Raw genomic sequence first — 15898 nt, 5'->3', positions numbered from 1 at the left:
CTGACGGGGCGAAAGAAAAAAGATGGCACAGCCTCTAGACCAAGCCGTGGCAGCTGGGAATGGCAGAACTGTGATCTTTCCCCCTCTTAAGCCTACTGGGGCCACGCCCTTGTGAATTTCGACAAACCTGTGTTATCGATTTAGCGTCATTTGGCCGGACGACTGGGCCGGTGCGTCCATGCTCGAGCACGGCGCACGTTCAGGACACCCTCCCCAAATTTCGCAAAACCGGGCGGAGCACGGATTTCCGTGGGACGTCCATGCTTTGGAACGAAGTAAAGGACTATCTATGAGCACGGGAACCGTAAAATGGTTCAACACCCAGAAGGGTTACGGCTTTATTCAGCCCGATGACGGTGGCCGCGACGTGTTCGTGCACATCACCGCCGTCGAGCGTGCCGGTCTGCCCGAACTGCGTGAAGGCCAGAAGATCGGTTACGAGATCCTGACGGATCGCAAGACGGGCAAGGCGGCAGCCGGCAATCTCAAGGCTGTGTAACCCCGACAAGCATCTTCAGGCGGAGGGGTTACCGGTTCGCGTGAAGGCCATCGACGATAACAAGAATGGAGAGCCTGTCCGGATCGCATGACCGGAAAGTCCTCTCACCCAATCCCATTCAGAGGCGCGCTCCGGCGCGTCTTTTTTATTAGCTGCCGTTCCCGGCGCGCGGCGGCCTCACGAAAAGCTGAAGCATCTTACGATTTGATCATTTGTGGCGATGGGAGAGGCGTGACAGGGTTGTGTTAACCTTAGTTTCGCATGGTTGCAGGCAGATGGCTGTGTGCCACGCCGATACCGCCCTTCCGAAAGGCCGTTCTACATGATCCGACTTCTTGCGGGCCTATCCGGCCTCGCTACCCTTGGCTTTGGGCTGGGTGTCTATCTGGGCGACGCCCCAATCCATCTGCCATTCCTTGCTCTCATCGTTGCCGGTGCCCTGCTCATGAGTGCCGGCATACCGGCGGCGCAGACACGCGTGCCTCTGGTCATGCGGTTTCTGATCGGATTGTTCAGTCTCGGATTTCTCGGTTTTGCCGTGGTCGTGTGGATCAAGGATGCGGGCATCGTGTCCGACGACGTCGCGGCCTATCTGCCGCAATCGGGGGCGGCGGTGATCTCTGCCATCCTGGTCATCCTCAACCTCGCGATTTGCTATATTCCGATGTTTCGCGAGATCATCGATCTGGCCGACCCCTATTTTGAGCCACATGATGGGCCGAAGGTGGTGCTTTTCGGCTTGCGACTGCGCGAGGACACCATAGGAAAGGTATTCCTAGGGTTCATTGTCATCCTAAATGTGCTTCAAGTCTATCTTACGGTAATATTCAGCTACTGGAACAATAGATTCTACACAGCTCTGCAAGATAAAAATCAGGAAGCATTCTGGGCAGAGTTGTTGTTTTTTGCTATCGCGGCGACATTCTGGATCACGCGCGGACTAACGGAATTGTTCGTGACGGAGTTTTTCAAGGTCCGGTGGCGCCGCTGGATGACAGACCGCTATGTCGGGCAATGGACATCGAACAAGGTGCATTATCGCTTGGCGATATCGGGGCATCAGTCAGATAACCCCGACCAGCGCATCTCCGAGGACGTTCGCGATTTCATAGACAAGGGTTTTGATTTTTATGTTCTGATTTTCAATACAATATTGACTTTGTATGCATTCATTTTGATCCTTTGGGGCATATCGAGTCAATTTACCTACAAAATTGGAGAATTCGATCTTGCCAACATTCCCGGATATCTTGTCTGGGGTGCGCTGATCGTCTCGCTGGTTGTGACGTTCGGATCCCATTTTCTGGGACGTCCCTTGGTTGGCTTGTACTTCCAGCAGCAGAAGCTGGAGGCCGATTTCCGCTATGCTCTCGTGCGGTTTCGAGAGAATACGGAGCAGATCGCATTGCTCGAAGGTGAGGATGTCGAGCGTGTCGGCCTCGCTCGCAATTTCCAGAACGTCTTCGGGAATACGATCGATATCATCGTTCGACGTATAAAGCTCGGCACGTTCAATCTGGCCTATAGTCAAGCCCTGGTCGTGTTGCCTTTCATATTTCTGGCGCCGGCCTATTTCTCAACGGCATCCATGAAGCTGGGATCCTTGACCCAGACTTCCGGCGCCTTCGGCAATGTCCAGGATTCCTTCTCCTTCTTCATCACCAACTATCGTGCGCTCGCCGAGTTCAAGTCGATGGTCGATCGCTTGACCCGGTTCGACAAGGCGATCAGGCAAGCCGAGGAGCAGGCGCGCGGCGGTATTGCCGTGGCCGAGACCGACCAGGTTTCGGGTATTTCGTCGCAAGGCCTCAGTGTTGCGCTGCCGACCGGGCAAACGCTCATACGCAACGCCGCATTGTCCTTTCCCAAGGGCACCAGCACATTGGTGACGGGCCCGTCCGGCTCGGGCAAGACCACCTTGTTCAGGGCGATCGCAGGCATCTGGCCGTTCGGGTCGGGGAAGATCGAGATTCCGGACCACGAGAATCTGATGCTGTTGCCGCAGCAGACTTATATGCCCCTGGGGACGCTGAAGGCCGCGCTGACCTATCCGCTGCCGCCGACGGCCTTCGACCAGGACGTCATCGAGGGTGCACTCAACGCGGTCGGGCTCGGCAATTTGATACCGCGACTCAATGCGACCGAGAATTGGGGTACCATTCTGTCCGGGGGGGAGAAGCAGCGCGTCTCCATCATCCGTGCTCTTCTGCGCAAACCCGCCTGGCTATTCCTGGACGAGGCGACCTCTGCCCTGGATGAGAAGTCGGAGGAGGAGCTCTATCGCCTGTTGGCGGAGAAGCTTCCGGGAACGACCGTCGTTTCCATCGGGCATCGCGCCTCGCTCGCAGCCTATCATGCCCGCCGGGTTGCGGTTGTCAAAGACGAGGGCGGTGGTCATCTCGAAGACCAGCCTCTCGCGAGCTTCGGTCAAGCTTGACGTATCGTCGGGCAGTCAAACAAAAGGCCGGCCTCGCGAAAGGCCGGCCTTTTTCAATCGCACTTTGCCGCCTGTTCTTACGCTGCCGGCTGGAATTTCATCTCGCCATAGGGGCCACGCAGGGTCAGCGTGTAGCCATCATAGGACCAGTCGGTCGAGGTGCGCATCACGAACAGGAAGACCTGCTCGTTGTGCATCAGGCGGTCGGCGCATTTGCGCTTGCTGATCGCCACCGGGCCGATGGCCATGCGCTGATCGGCGCGCGGAATGATGGTGGCCGACCAGTTGTTGCAGGCCGAGAAGCCCGTGCCGCGATAGCTGTCCGAGACCAGGATGGTCGGCCGGTCGTCCTTGAAGGTCTGATCCTTGTAGGAGATTGCCGCAAAGGTGCGGTTCATCGGGAAGGGACGGGAGGCCTTGCTGTCCATGGGCTTGGGCAGAGTCGGCGGCACATTGTTCGGCGGCACCGAGCCGAACATCGAACAACTCGTCAGGGTCACGGCCGACAGGGCGGCAAGGGCAAGGGAACGCAGAACGCGCATCAAATCCTCCGGTTCATTGCCGCGCACGATAGAGGCGGAGCTGAAAAATCGCAACGCGGCTTATACAGGATACACGGCCTGGAGAGAAAGATGTTCGCCGTCTTCGGACTGTATCCGCCGGAACAGGCCGACGTCGGTATGGCAGTAGCGGTCTCAACCCAGTCTCTCGGTGATCTTGTCGATCAGGCTTTCACGCAGGGCGCGGTAGGCGTCGAGCTTCTGCTCGCGGTTGCCGCTGACGAGGCTGGGGTCGGGCGTCGGCCAATATTCGACGTCGGCGGCCAGGGTGCGCGTGAGGTCGAGCGCCTTGTGGTGGGCCTGCGGGGCGAGGGTGATGATCAGGTCGAAGTTCAGTCCTTCCAGTTCTTCCAGATCCTCGAAGCTCTGGGGGCGGTGCTTGCCGAGCGAAATGCCGATCTCGTCCAGCGCGGCGGCGACGAAAGGATCCGGCTCGCCCGGGCGCACGCCCGCCGAGCCGAAAAAGATGGAGCGACCGAAATAATAGCGCCCGATCGCCTCCGCCATGGGCGAGCGGACGACATTGTGCGCGCAGGCGAACAGGACCGACTGTGGACGGCGGCCCTCCTTCACGCCTCAGCCTTTCCAGTAGAGCGCAGAGACGAGGGTGAACAGCCGCCTGGCGGTGGATAGATCGAGCCCGATCTTGCCGGCCAGCCTTTCGCGCAGGATTTCCGAACCCTCATTGTGCAGGCCGCGGCGGGCCATGTCGATCGTCTCGATCTGGGAGGGCGTGGCGCTGCGGATGGCCGCGTAATAGCTGTCGCAGATGGTGAAATAGTCGCGTACCACGCGCCTGAGCGGCGTAAGCGAGAGGATATGCACCACCACCGGTTGGCTGTCGGCATCGCGGATGTCCAGGACGAGGCGACCATCCTGCAGGGATATATGCAGTCCGTAGGGGCCGGCATCATAGCCGACCGGCGAGAACACATTCTCCTCGATGAGGTCATAGGCGGCGACCCGCCGCTCATGTTCTTGATCCTGGCTGCCGCGCCCGATGCTGCGCTCATCGAGATGAACGGCGATCAATCGGCAGGTGGGGCTGAATTCCTCATTGTCCATGGCATCTCATAGCATGGTGCCTAAGCAGATTCTCCTTGATTGAGCCGGGGGCTCGATCAAGGAGAACCTGCAACATCTCAAACACTTGCAGAGTTTCTCGATGTTGCCTATCCGCAGGCGACATCGAGAGACTCTGCCTCGGCTCTCATAGAGCAAAGCTCGTTGAAACGGAACGTTGCTTCATATCGGGGAGTGTCGACCTCGTTCCATCGCTTGATGGAGTTGGGAGGTCGCCACTCCGTGCTTTTGCGCCTTAAAGCCGGTTGCTGCGGATCGAGACCGAACGGGCATGGGCGGCAAGGCCCTCCGCCTCGCCGAGCGCGATCGCCGCCGGACCTATGGCTGCAAGCTGCTCGGGCCCGCATTTGAGGATGGAGGTACGCTTCATGAAGTCGAGCACGCCCAGGCCCGAGGAGAACTTGGCCGAGCGGGCCGTCGGCAGCACGTGGTTGGAGCCGCCGACATAGTCGCCGATCGCCTCGGGCGTGTGCGGCCCAAGGAAAATGGCGCCGGCATTGCGGATACGCGCCGCCAGAGCCTCGGCATCCCGGGTGATGATCTCCAGATGCTCCGCAGCGAGGCGGTCTGCCAGTGGCGGGGCCTCGGCCAGCGAGGCCAGGGTAATGACGGCGCCATAGTCGCGCCAGCTGGCTCCGGCAATCTCGGCGCGGGGCAGGGTGGCGAGCTGGGCCTCCACTTCGTGTTCCACCTGAGCGGCCAGGGCGGCGCTGTCGGTGATCAGGATCGACTGGGAGGCACTGTCATGTTCGGCTTGGGCCAGCAGGTCGGCGGCGATCCAAGCGGGATTGGCGCTGTCGTCGGCGATCACCAGCACTTCCGAAGGGCCGGCGATCATGTCGATGCCGACATGGCCGAAGACGCGGCGCTTGGCGGCCGCCACATAGGCATTGCCCGGCCCGGTGATCTTGGCGACAGGTGCGAGGGTGGGGGTACCGTAGGCCAGGGCCGCGACGGCCTGCGCGCCGCCGATGCGATAGACTTCGTCGACTTCGGCGAGCTTGGCGGCCGCCAGCACCAGCGGATTGAGGACGCCGCCCGGGCTCGGCACCACCATCACCAGGCGGGGGCAGCCGGCGACCTTGGCCGGAATGGCGTTCATCAGGACGGAGGAGGGATAGGCCGCCGTGCCGCCCGGCACGTAGAGGCCGACGGCCTCGATCGCCGTCCAGCGCCAGCCGAGTTCCACGCCGATGGCATCCTTGAACAGCGTGTCCACAGGCTTCTGGCGCTCGTGATAGGCGCGGATGCGGCTGGCGGCCAATGCGAGTGCCTCCAGCGCGCCGGCATCGCATTGGGCCTGCGCCGCCTCGATCTCCGCCGCGGTGACGCGCATGGTCTCGGGCGTGAGCGTCAGGCGGTCGAAGCGGGCGGTGTAGTCGATCACTGCCGCATCGCCGCGCGCCACCACATCCTCGATGATGGCGCGCACGGAGGCATCGACATCCTCCGAGATCTCGCGCTTGGTGGCGAGGAGGGCGGCGAAGGCGTCGGCGAAATCGGCCTGGGTGCTGTGGAGCCGAACCGGCATGGCATTTCCTTGTGCGGCGGACAGTCGTGAAACGAGGCGCTTTGCTTGAGAGGTCACGCTGCCCCTCACCTTACCTCTCCCCGTAGGGACGGGGCGAGGAGGCGCAAGCGTCATGCCTGATTCTCAAAGCTTTCATCTCGCCCAACCGTCTGGCGAGATGAAAGCTTCTTGAATTGAACTCGACGTTGAAGTCCCCTCGCCCCGTCCCTACGGGGAGAGGTAAGGTGAGGGGCAGCGCAAGCGTGAGTACTTGCGCTGAAGGGAGAATGCAATGCGGTGGCGATCTCCAGCTTCACACCCGGGCGGGTGGCGGGGAGCCGCAGGGCCAGGCCGGGCCGAGATCGGACATCGCTGCTTCCAGGCACTCCACTTCGAGGCGAATGGCACTGCCACCCTCGAAATAAAGCGTCACCAGTCCCGCCGGATCGTCGCTCACCTCGAAGGAGATCGACAGCAACACCGCCTTCTGGCTGGCGTTCTGCTCGAAATGCGAGTGCTTGACCCCGAGAACCCGCTCGAAATGCAGGCCCGAGCGGCGCCTCGTGCGTTCGCCGCTCTGGGCGCCGCACCAGTCATAGCGATCCATCACCAGGGCGAAGCGCTTCTCACGCGGCAACCAGGCAATCTCTGCCGGCGCGACGGCCGCATCCTGCAGATGGGTGGAGATGACCTCCAGGTCCTCTCCATCGAAAGCAAGCAACTTGAGGGGTTCGGGCGACAACATGAGCTGCATGTAATGTCCCGCAAGCTGCGCGGCAAGAGGTCGCGGGGATCGACGGTTCCAAGGCGCGCCTTTCGCAAGGACGCCGGTGCCGATGGCAAGATGCCGAGGCTGCCCGGAAGAATGGCGGTTCCACCAAGCGGATCCTCGGCGTATGACAGAGGCGACCCATCCGAGAGTGCCAATGCCCATGCCGGTGTCCCAAACAGAGCCCAAATCCGAGTCAGTTTCGCGCAATGGTGGCCGCCTGATCGTCGATGCGCTGGTGGCGCAGGGCGTCGAACAGGTCTTCTGCGTGCCGGGCGAATCCTATCTTGCCGTGCTCGATGCCCTGCATGATGCCCCGATCAACGTCACTGTCTGCCGCCAGGAAGGCGGCGCGGCGATGATGGCCGAAGCCGTCGGCAAGCTCACGGGTCGGCCCGGCATCTGCATGGTCACGCGCGGGCCCGGCGCTACCAATGCCTCTCATGGCGTCCATATCGCCATGCAGGATTCCACGCCGATGATTCTCTTCATCGGCCAGATCGAGACCGGCATGCGCGAGCGCGAGGCTTTCCAGGAGGTCGACTACAAGGCTTTCTTCGGCTCGATGGCCAAATGGGTGGTGGAGATCGACAAGGCAGAACGCATTCCCGAACTGGTGACCCGCGCTTTCCGCGTCGCCATGCAGGGCCGTCCGGGGCCGGTGGTGGTCGCCTTGCCGGAGGACATGCTGGTCGAAACGGCCACGGTTGCCGATGCCGCCTATGTCGAGCCGGCGCAGACCTGGCCGGGCCGCGATGAGATGGCCCGCCTCGAAGCTCTGCTGGGCGAGGCCAGGAAGCCCCTGCTGATCGTCGGCGGCTCGGGCTGGTCTGATGAGGCGGTGACGAGCCTGGTTCGTTTCGCCGAGCGTTTCGACCTGCCTGTCGGCACCTCGTTCCGGCGCCAGATGCTGTTTCCGGCCGACCATCCCAATTATGCCGGCGATGTTGGCATCGGGCCCAATCCCAAGCTGGCCCAGCGCATCAAGGAGGCCGACCTCCTGATCCTGGCGGGCGGGCGTCTTTCTGAAATGCCGTCCTCCTCCTATTCGCTGGTGGACATTCCCACCCCGCGCCAGAAACTCGTCCACATCCATGCCGGTGCCGAGGAACTGGGGCGGGTCTATCAGCCCACCCTTGCGATCCACGCCACGGCTCAGGCCTTCGCCTCGGCCCTCGACGGTCTGCAGCCGTCCGGCAGCCTGCCCTGGTCGGCCGAGACGCGCCAGGCGAATCGGGACTTCCATGACTGGACCGACGAGCCCAAGCCGATCCCCGGCACCTTCCAGTATGGCGAGGCCCTGCTCTGGCTGCGCGACCGCTTGCCCGAGGACGCTGTGATCTGCAACGGCGCCGGCAACTACGCCATCTGGGTGCAGCGCTATCTGCGCTTCCGCCGCTATGGTACGCAGCTCGCGCCGACATCGGGCTCGATGGGCTATGGCATGCCGGCTGCCGTGGCCGCCAAGGCACTCGACCGTTCGAAGACCGTGGTCTGCTTCGCCGGTGACGGCTGCTTCATGATGAACGGCCAGGAATTCGCCACCGCCGTGCAGTACGACCTGCCGATCATCGTCGTCGTGGTCGACAACGGCATGTACGGCACCATCCGCATGCATCAGGAACGTGAATTTCCGGGGCGCATTTCGGCGACGAAGCTCAAGAACCCGGATTTCGCCGCCTATGCCGTCGCCTTTGGCGGGCATGGCGAGACGGTGACGACGGCCGCCGAGTTCGGGCCGGCCTTCGAGCGGGCGCTGGCGTCCGGCAAGCCGGCCATCCTGCATTGCCGCATGGACCCGGAAGCGATCACGCCGATGACCACGATCACCCGGATCCGCGAGCAGGCGCTGGCGAAATGACGATATCTTCCTGGGATCGCAGGCTTCCAGCCTGCTCTTCCCTCTCTGCAGGCTCGGTATTTTCAAGAGCAGGCTGGAAGCCTGCGATCCCAGCGACCCTCGCCCTTCTCCTTCTGGCATCGCCTGCCTTCGCCGGCGATGCCGTGAAGGGCAAGGCCGGTTTTGCCCGCTGCGCGGCCTGCCACCGGGTCGGCGAAGGCGCCAAGAACGTCGTGGGGCCGCAACTCAACGGCATCGTCGGCCGGCCGGCGGCCTCCGCGCCGGACTATGTCTATTCGCAAGCGATGAAGGCCTCGGGCAAGACCTGGGACGAAGCGTCCCTGCGCCTCTTCCTCACCCGTCCTTCCGCCGCCGTTCCCGGTACCAAGATGACCTTCGCCGGCATCCGCGACGAGGCGACGGTGGATGATGTCATCGCCTATCTCGCGACCTTCGATGCCGAAGGGAACGCCAAGCCATGAGCCGCCCGCTTCAGAATCGTGTCACGCCGTTCGGCAAGATCGTCGCCATCACGGCGCGCGGCACGATGATGGGCATTCGCGGCGGTCGCATTCATGACGAGACCAAGCGCCTGACGCGCCGGCGCTGGACCTCCAGGCGCTGGATCTGCTGCGAGCTCTCTTTCAAGGGGCGTTGGCGGGAGGTCATGGGTCCCGGCTACACGCATCTGTTTTTCCTGGACGAGGTCACGGCCCTGGCGGCTGGCCATCGCCCCTGCTTCGAATGCCGCCGCGCCGATGCGCTAGCCTACCAGGCCGCCTTTCCCGAGCCCGGGGCCGGCGCCGATCACATGGATGAGATCCTGCACGCCGAGCGCCTTGGCGAACATCGGATTGACGACACCGCGAACCTCCCAGACGGCGCCGTCTGGGCCGATGGCGAAGACGCCTTCACACGTCGCGAAGGCAAAGTGTTGCGTTGGTCTCCCGAGGGCTGGGAAGAGGCCCAATGGCAGGATCGGCCAGCACGGATATTGACGCCGCCGGCGAGTGTCGCAGCGCTCCGCAACGGCTTCAGGCCCAGGTGGCACCCCACGGGGGGCGGGTCTTCAGACCCGCCTGGAATCGCCGTGTTCACCGAATGAGCAAGGCGGGTCTGAAGACCCGCCCCCCGGTCAGTCCGCCAGCGCTGCCGAAATCCGCTTGTTGAGCTCCTCCGGGTTGACCAGCGCGAGAGCCCCGCGTGTTTTGCTGACCAGGCCTTCCTTCTCCAGGGCCGAAAGCTCGCGGGAGACGGCCTCGCGGCGGCAGCCGATGCGGGCGGCGAGGTCGTGGTGGAAGGGCGGCGGTGAGAGCACGCGCTGTCCGGGATGGCTTGCGCGGGGCTGGGACAGGCGGATGAGCTCGGCATAGAGCCGGTGCTTGGTCTGCAGGAAGGAGTGCTCGGCGAGCTTGGTGTTGAGCGCGCGCACGCGGCTGGCGAGCAGCTGCAGGATCTGCTTGCAGACAGAGGCGTTCTCGGTGAGCAGCTCCATGAACACCGGGCCGGAGATGATGCACATCTGCGAACGGTTGAGCGCGGTCACATTGGCCGAGCGCCCGACGCCGTCGATGGCCGACAATTCCCCGAAGAACTGGCCGCCGCCGAGCTCGGCCAGGATCACTTCCTTGCCGGTAATGGTGCGGTAGAGCACGCGCACCTTGCCGGAGATCAGGAAATAGACGTCGTTGGAATTGTCGTCATAGTCGACGACCAGCTCGTTCTCCTCGAACTTGGCCCAACGCACCCGGCCGTCGAAGGCCTTGATCGTGGCTTCGTCCAACGCCTGGAACAATGGAATCTGGGACAGGGTATTCGACATCGTTCCTCCGCTGAAGCGTCTGCCGAGCCGTAGAGCAAGCGCGTTCATTCCATGAATGTCACGACCGGAATTCGATCGTGGCGGGCCTCCATCGCCGCGCAAAGTGCTTCATGGCGCGCTTCGTGGCAAGCCCGCGCATCCAAGATCCCGTTACCGCCGACATGGCCACGGAATTTCCATGGAACGGCAACAGGATCCCAATTTGCCTCGCCGCGTGCGGCATCTTATTTTCGAGCCAACGATTCGGTTCAATTTCCGGAGCAAAGCGCGTTTAAGCGGAAATGCACTTTTGCTCCCTCTCTTTGGTTCGAACGCGTCTTTGCGATTCGTGGTGGTTCACCCAAATCGCAAAACGCTATGAGGAAACACAATGTCGAAAACGCGCGTCGCGGTACTGTTCGGTGGGCGCTCGCCGGAGCATGACGTCTCCATCGTTTCAGGCCTGCAGGCGCTCAACGCGCTCGACAGCTCGAAATATGAAGGTTTTCCCGTCTATGTCGCGGGGGATGGTGCCTGGTTCACCGGCGATGCCCTGCGCAACCGTGCCAATTACATTCCGGACGAAGAGGCCCGGCGCGCGCTGACGCGGGTCGACCTCGATTTGTCGGCCGGCAAGGGGCTGCTGATTCCGCGCGGCAAGACGGGACTTTTCGCCAAGAAGCCCGTGCCGATCGAGTTCGACGTCGCCCTGCTCGCCTTCCATGGCAATATCGGCGAGGACGGCCAGATGCAGGGCGTGTTCGAGACGGCCAACGTGCCCTATACTGGCGCGCGCACCCTGGCTTCGGCCGTCCTGATGGACAAGGCCATCACCAAGCGGGCCTTTGCCGGGCGCGGTATCGGCATGCTGCCCGACGTGGTGGTCTCGCGCCCCGCGACCGGCCTGGTGCCCGACAAGGCGGGCCTCGAAGCCTCTCTCAAGAACATCAGCTTCCCTGTGATCGTCAAGCCGGCGCATCTGGGCTCCTCGATCGGTGTCGCCCGGGCCGAGGACGTCGACACTGTGCGCCAGGTGCTGCCCGGCATCTTCAAGTTCGACACCCACGCGATCATCGAGCCTTTCGTCGAGAATCTGGTCGAATACAACGTCGCGGTGCGCCGGGAGAAGGGCGAGATCGTCACCTCGGCCATCGAGCGTCCCAAGCGCGAGACCGACCTGCTCGATTTCAAGACCAAATACATGTCCGGCGGCTCCAAGAAGACCGGCGGCGGCAAGCAGCCGGGCGCCTCGAGCCAGGGCATGCTGTCGCTGACGCGCGACATCAATCCCGAACTGCCGGCCGCCATGGAGAACACCATCCGGCAATGGGCGAGCGAGGCCTTCGATGCCGTGAACGGCACTGGCGCGCCGCGGATCGACTTCCTGTCCAATGAACGGACCGGGGAAGTCTGGCTCAACGAGGTCAATCCCTGCCCGGGTTCCTTCGGCTATTTCCTCTGGGAGGCCGCGGCCAAGCCGGTGCTGTTCACAGCCTTGCTCGACCAGCTCATCGAGGAGGCCAAGGCCTGCCACCGCGCGGCCCAGCTGCCGAGTGACCCTACGCCGACGGATGCTCGCCTGTTCAAGCGGTGATTTGACGCGTTCCCGGGTGCGCGGACGTCCCGTCCGCTTCTTCCTCCCCTGCAAGCACGGTGTTTCCAAGAGCGGGCAAGATGCCCGCGCACCCGGGAAATCCTGCTTCAGGGCCGGTCCAAATCTCGGTGCTCCAAAATCGCGGCCCGGACCCGGTCCGGCGTCGCCGGCACCCGGCGCAGCCTGATCCCGGCCGCGTCATGCAGCGCGTTGAGGATGGCCGGCGCGGTGGGAATGAGGGCCTGCTCGCCGACGCCCTTGGCGCCGAACGGGCCGACGGGCGAGGCGTCCTCGATCAGGATCGTCTCCACCGGCGGCACGTCGCCGATGGTGGGAATGAGATAATCGTGCAGGTTCTCGCCGCGGCCGGGATAGAACTCCTCCATCAGGGCAAGGCCGAGGCCCTGGGCGACGCCGCCTTCGATCTGGCCTTCCACCAAGGTGGGATTGATGGCGCGGCCGACGTCATGCGTGGCGGTGATCTTCAGGACCTTGATGGTGCCGAGCTCGCAATCGACCTCGATTTCGGCCATATGGGCGCCGAAGCCGTAGAGGGCGTAGGGCTCGCCCTGGCCGTCCGCGTCGAGGGGGCTGGTCGGCGGATCGAAGGTCTGTTCGGTCGCAAGAGCATAGCCGAGATCGTTGGCCGGCAGGTCCGCCAGCCTGAGCGTGCGCACTCTTTCGCCGTCCTCCACCGTCAGCACGGCATCGCCGAAGCGGATGGTGGCCGTTTCGCCGGCATTGGTCTGGCGCAGGATCTGCGCGCGCAGGTCCCGCCCGGCGAGTTCGGCCGCCTTGCCGGTGACGAAGGTCTGGCGCGAGGCCGAGGTCTTGCCGCAATCGGGCGACAGGTCGGTGTCGGCGGAGACGAGGTCGAAGGCCTCCACCGGGGCGCCGAGCGCCTGTGCGCAGATCTGGGTGATTACCGTATTGGAACCCTGGCCGATATCGACCGCGCCCTGGTGCAGCGCCACGCGCCCATCGGACTTGAGCCCGAGCCGGATGGTGGACGGATTGGGCAGGGAAGTGTTGCCGCAGCCATACCACATGCCGGCAACACCCACTCCGCGTCGCAGGAAACCGCGCTGGCTGCCATTGAAGGCGGCGGCTTCCTCGCGTGCTCGCCGCCAGGGATCTCGCAAGGCCTCGAGGCACGTCTTGATGCCGACGCCCTTGCCGAGCACCTGGCCCGTCACGGTCGGCAGGTCGTTGGTGAGGGCGTTGAGAATGCGGAATTCCAGCCTGTCGATGCCGAGCTTGTCGGCAAGCGCGTCATAGAGCTGTTCCTGGGCGATCGAGGATTGCGGCACGCCAAAGCCGCGAAAGGCGCCCGCCGGCACCAGATGGGTGTGTACGGCACGGGCGAGGGCGCGATAATGCGGGATGTAGTAAGGGCCGGAGGCGTGCACCGGCACGCGATTGGCCACCGTCGGGCCCCAGGAGGAGTAGGCGCCGGTGTTGAAGTCGCCGGAAAAATCCATGGCGGCCAGCTTGCCGTCCCTGGAGGCACCGATCCGCAGCTTCATCCGGGCCGGATGCCGCTTGGTGGTGGTCGAGATCGATTCCGAGCGCGAATAGACCATGCGGACGGGGCGGTCGAGATGCCAGGCGGCGACGGCGATGAAAGGCTGGATCGACAGGTCGAGCTTGGAGCCGAAGCCACCGCCCACGGCGGTCGGGATGATGCGCACATTCTCCGGCGGGATGCCGAGCAGGCCCGCGACGTCGTCGCGATCCATATAGGGCGCCTGGGTGCAGGCCTGGACCTCGATGCGGTCCGCCACGCGGCGGGCAAAGCCTGCCTCCGGCTCGATATAGGCATGCTCGACGAAGCCGGTCTCGAACTCACCCTCCACCACCGCATCCGCGGCAGCCAACGCGGCTTCTGCATCGCCACGCACGACGCGGCCTCGGGTCAGGACGTTCTCGGGGCGGGCGGAATGGAGGAGCTCAGCCGAGGCGAGGGCCTCGTCCATGGCCGTAAGGGCCGTGAGCGGGGTCCAGTCGACCGGGAAGGCCGAGAGGTCGAGGGCCCGGATGGCTTCCGGCTCGCCCACCACGGCAGCAATTGCCTCGCCGCGGAAACGGGTTTCGCCACTGGCGAACACCGGCTGATCGGCAAAGGCCGGAATGACGCCGTAGCAATTGCGGCCCGGCACGTCGCGGGCGGTGAAGACCCTGACGATTCCGGGATGCGCGGCGAGGAAAGCGTCGACGTTGCCGATCTCGAAGGCGGCCCGATGGTGCGGGCTGCGTATGGCACGCAGGGCCAGGACATCGTGCGGTGTCTCGTCGGCACCGAAAATGTCGCGCCCTTCCACCTTGGCCGCGCCATCGAGACGATCGATACGCGAGCCGACCGGGCTTTCGGGGTTGGAAGGCAGGGCGGTTGCAGGGCCTTCAGCCACAGCCAGCACGGCGGCGATGATCTTGCGATAGCCGGTGCAGCGGCAGAGGACGCCGCCGAGAGCATCGGCGACGCTGTCTTCCGTCACCTCGGTTCCACTCTGCAGCAAGGCCGTGGCGGCCGTGAGCATGGCGGGCGTGCAGATGCCGCACTGCGCCGCGCCGTGCCGCAGGAAGGAGGCCTGCAAGGCCCCGGTGAGAGGGTTGCTGCGGGTGAGCCCCTCGATGGTGTCGACCCGGCGCCCCTCGATCTGCGCCGCGGCAACCAGGCAGGAACAGGCCGCCTCGCCGTCGAGCAGGACCGTGCAGGCCCCGCAGTCGCCGGCATCGCAGCCGACCTTGGTACCCGTCAGCCCGAAGCCTTCGCGCAGGACCTGGCTCAGGCGGGTGCCGGGCGCCGCCGCGACGGTGGCGGTTTCGCCATTCAGCATGAAGCCGGGCAGCCTCTGGTCCATCCACCCCTCCCTATTGCAAGGTCGCATCGAGCGTTCGGGCAATCAAGGTTCTTACCGCATCGCGCCGATACTCGGCACTGGCCCTGACGTCGTCGATCGGCGCAAGGCCCGCGAGATGCTCGGGTTCGATCATCGCGCCGAGGCCAGGCCCCGCTTTCGTGCCGACGAGCGCCGTCTCCAGAGCGGTGAGGCGTCGGGCGACCTCCGAACAGGCGCCGACCGCGATACGCGCCTCGACGATTCTACCTTCATCGTCGCAAGCGATGATGACGGCCACCATCGCAATCGAGATGACCAGATATTTGCGGGCCCCGAGCTTCAGGAAGGCCGAACGGCCGGCCTCGATGCTGCGCGGCACCAGGACTGCACTCACCAATTCGTCGGGGCGCCGGGCGGTTCTGCGATAGCCCGTGATGAAATCGGCCAGGGCCAGCTCGCGCGTGCCCTTTGCCGAGCGTAGTTCCACGCGCGCATCGAGGGCGAGCAGAGGCGGCACGCCATCGGCGGCGGGCGAGGCATTGCACAGATTGCCGGCTATGGTTCCCGCATTCTGGATCTGGATGGCGCCGATCTCGCGGGCGGCCTGCTGCAAGGCATGCAAAGCCGGCGGCAATGCAGCCCTGGCGATGGCCGACCAGGTCGTACGGGCGCCGATGCGGATGAGGTCGACACCGAATTCGATGCCCGACAGCCCTTCAATGGCGGACAGGTCGAGCACGGCGCCGGTCAGGGGCTTGTCGCCCAGGCCAGGGAAGATGTCGGTGCCGCCGGCGAGAATGCGCATCGGCTCAACTGCGAGGGCCTCGCAGGCTTCGTCCACCGTTCTGGGACGCAGATACATCCCCACCTCGCGGAGTGAGAAATTGTTAGTGTACTAATAAATTATCGAGGTCCCGGAGTCTGTCAAGTGAAGGTTGAGAGGGCGGGTGCAAGACGCCCGCCCG

Annotated in this window: 14 protein-coding genes; 6 read left to right on the top strand and 8 right to left on the bottom strand. The window is 63.9% G+C overall.

Features of this window, described 5'->3' with window-relative positions; genetic code table 11:
• Positions 1 to 289: 289 nt before the first annotated feature.
• Entirely contained in the window at positions 290 to 499 is a 210-nt protein-coding gene (locus tag ABXS05_RS19970) for a cold-shock protein (protein WP_068286760.1), read from the top strand.
• 322 nt (positions 500 to 821) lie between these two features.
• Positions 822 to 2936: an ABC transporter ATP-binding protein/permease gene (locus ABXS05_RS19965; protein ID WP_367625154.1), complete on the top strand. Its 2115-nt coding sequence runs from the start codon at positions 822 to 824 to the stop codon at positions 2934 to 2936.
• 77 nt (positions 2937 to 3013) lie between these two features.
• Here ABXS05_RS19965 and ABXS05_RS19960 read toward each other — a convergent pair whose 3' ends face one another.
• The 5 genes from ABXS05_RS19960 to ABXS05_RS19940 all read right to left on the bottom strand — a co-directional run bounded on the left by ABXS05_RS19960 (position 3014) and on the right by ABXS05_RS19940 (position 6843).
• Positions 3014 to 3478 (bottom strand): META domain-containing protein, encoded by a 465-nt coding sequence (locus tag ABXS05_RS19960; RefSeq protein ID WP_068286751.1) that lies wholly within the window; start codon positions 3476 to 3478, stop codon positions 3014 to 3016.
• 153 nt (positions 3479 to 3631) lie between these two features.
• Positions 3632 to 4069, bottom strand: a complete 438-nt coding sequence (locus tag ABXS05_RS19955; protein ID WP_311942674.1) for an arsenate-mycothiol transferase ArsC — start codon at positions 4067 to 4069, stop codon at positions 3632 to 3634.
• Between the two features lie 3 nt (positions 4070 to 4072).
• Positions 4073 to 4561: a UPF0262 family protein gene (locus ABXS05_RS19950; protein WP_311942671.1), complete on the bottom strand. Its 489-nt coding sequence runs from the start codon at positions 4559 to 4561 to the stop codon at positions 4073 to 4075.
• Positions 4562 to 4814: 253 nt separating this feature from the next.
• Positions 4815 to 6110 carry a histidinol dehydrogenase gene (gene hisD / locus ABXS05_RS19945; RefSeq protein ID WP_367625153.1) on the bottom strand — a complete coding sequence of 432 codons (1296 nt, stop codon included), beginning with the start codon at positions 6108 to 6110 and terminating at the stop codon, positions 4815 to 4817.
• Positions 6111 to 6402: 292 nt separating this feature from the next.
• Complete coding sequence (locus ABXS05_RS19940; RefSeq protein ID WP_367625152.1) at positions 6403 to 6843, bottom strand: DUF2948 family protein; 441 nt, start codon at positions 6841 to 6843, stop codon at positions 6403 to 6405.
• A 178-nt stretch (positions 6844 to 7021) separates the two neighbouring features.
• On the opposite strand from ABXS05_RS19940, the gene ABXS05_RS19935 reads away from it, so the two are divergent.
• The 3 genes from ABXS05_RS19935 (at position 7022) to ABXS05_RS19925 (ending at position 9803) form a co-directional block, all read left to right on the top strand.
• The gene (locus ABXS05_RS19935; protein ID WP_367625151.1) at positions 7022 to 8719 is read left to right on the top strand and encodes a thiamine pyrophosphate-binding protein; all 1698 of its coding nucleotides are present in this window, start codon (positions 7022 to 7024) and stop codon (positions 8717 to 8719) included.
• Positions 8720 to 8862: 143 nt separating this feature from the next.
• Positions 8863 to 9180 carry a c-type cytochrome gene (locus ABXS05_RS19930; protein ID WP_367625150.1) on the top strand — a complete coding sequence of 106 codons (318 nt, stop codon included), beginning with the start codon at positions 8863 to 8865 and terminating at the stop codon, positions 9178 to 9180.
• Positions 9177 to 9803: a hypothetical protein gene (locus ABXS05_RS19925; RefSeq protein ID WP_367625149.1), complete on the top strand. Its 627-nt coding sequence runs from the start codon at positions 9177 to 9179 to the stop codon at positions 9801 to 9803. Before ABXS05_RS19930 ends, ABXS05_RS19925 begins: the two co-directional genes overlap by 4 nt.
• Positions 9804 to 9833: 30 nt before the next feature.
• Here the strand turns inward: ABXS05_RS19925 and ABXS05_RS19920 are convergent, their stop codons facing one another.
• Complete coding sequence (locus ABXS05_RS19920; RefSeq protein ID WP_367625148.1) at positions 9834 to 10520, bottom strand: Crp/Fnr family transcriptional regulator; 687 nt, start codon at positions 10518 to 10520, stop codon at positions 9834 to 9836.
• Between the two features lie 370 nt (positions 10521 to 10890).
• Between ABXS05_RS19920 and ABXS05_RS19915 the strand changes: the two genes are divergently transcribed.
• Positions 10891 to 12093 (top strand): D-alanine--D-alanine ligase, encoded by a 1203-nt coding sequence (locus tag ABXS05_RS19915; RefSeq protein ID WP_367625147.1) that lies wholly within the window; start codon positions 10891 to 10893, stop codon positions 12091 to 12093.
• A 107-nt stretch (positions 12094 to 12200) separates the two neighbouring features.
• Here ABXS05_RS19915 and ABXS05_RS19910 read toward each other — a convergent pair whose 3' ends face one another.
• Positions 12201 to 14954, bottom strand: coding sequence for a molybdopterin-dependent oxidoreductase (locus ABXS05_RS19910; protein WP_367625146.1), 2754 nt, complete (start codon positions 14952 to 14954; stop codon positions 12201 to 12203).
• Positions 14955 to 14964: 10 nt separating this feature from the next.
• Positions 14965 to 15795: an FAD binding domain-containing protein gene (locus tag ABXS05_RS19905; protein ID WP_367625145.1), complete on the bottom strand. Its 831-nt coding sequence runs from the start codon at positions 15793 to 15795 to the stop codon at positions 14965 to 14967.
• Positions 15796 to 15898 lie beyond the last annotated feature (103 nt).

The organism is Labrys neptuniae (assembly GCF_040797145.1).
GTDB classification, from domain to species: Bacteria; Pseudomonadota; Alphaproteobacteria; order Rhizobiales; family Labraceae; genus Labrys; species Labrys neptuniae.
This window is presented reverse-complemented; position numbering and strand designations above follow the sequence as displayed.

Excerpts from the sequence above, each read along its gene's own strand:
- ABXS05_RS19970 (WP_068286760.1), top strand. The coding sequence starts at position 290 with ATGAGCACGGGAACCGTAAAATGGTTCAACACCCAGAAGGGTTACGGC.
- ABXS05_RS19965 (WP_367625154.1), top strand. The coding sequence starts at position 822 with ATGATCCGACTTCTTGCGGGCCTATCCGGCCTCGCTACCCTTGGCTTT.
- ABXS05_RS19960 (WP_068286751.1), bottom strand. The coding sequence starts at position 3,478 with ATGCGCGTTCTGCGTTCCCTTGCCCTTGCCGCCCTGTCGGCCGTGACC.
- ABXS05_RS19950 (WP_311942671.1), bottom strand. The coding sequence starts at position 4,561 with ATGGACAATGAGGAATTCAGCCCCACCTGCCGATTGATCGCCGTTCAT.
- hisD (WP_367625153.1), bottom strand. The coding sequence starts at position 6,110 with ATGCCGGTTCGGCTCCACAGCACCCAGGCCGATTTCGCCGACGCCTTC.
- ABXS05_RS19940 (WP_367625152.1), bottom strand. The coding sequence starts at position 6,843 with ATGCAGCTCATGTTGTCGCCCGAACCCCTCAAGTTGCTTGCTTTCGAT.
- ABXS05_RS19935 (WP_367625151.1), top strand. The coding sequence starts at position 7,022 with ATGCCGGTGTCCCAAACAGAGCCCAAATCCGAGTCAGTTTCGCGCAAT.
- ABXS05_RS19925 (WP_367625149.1), top strand. The coding sequence starts at position 9,177 with ATGAGCCGCCCGCTTCAGAATCGTGTCACGCCGTTCGGCAAGATCGTC.
- ABXS05_RS19920 (WP_367625148.1), bottom strand. The coding sequence starts at position 10,520 with ATGTCGAATACCCTGTCCCAGATTCCATTGTTCCAGGCGTTGGACGAA.
- ABXS05_RS19915 (WP_367625147.1), top strand. The coding sequence starts at position 10,891 with ATGTCGAAAACGCGCGTCGCGGTACTGTTCGGTGGGCGCTCGCCGGAG.
- ABXS05_RS19910 (WP_367625146.1), bottom strand. The coding sequence starts at position 14,954 with ATGGACCAGAGGCTGCCCGGCTTCATGCTGAATGGCGAAACCGCCACC.
- ABXS05_RS19905 (WP_367625145.1), bottom strand. The coding sequence starts at position 15,795 with ATGTATCTGCGTCCCAGAACGGTGGACGAAGCCTGCGAGGCCCTCGCA.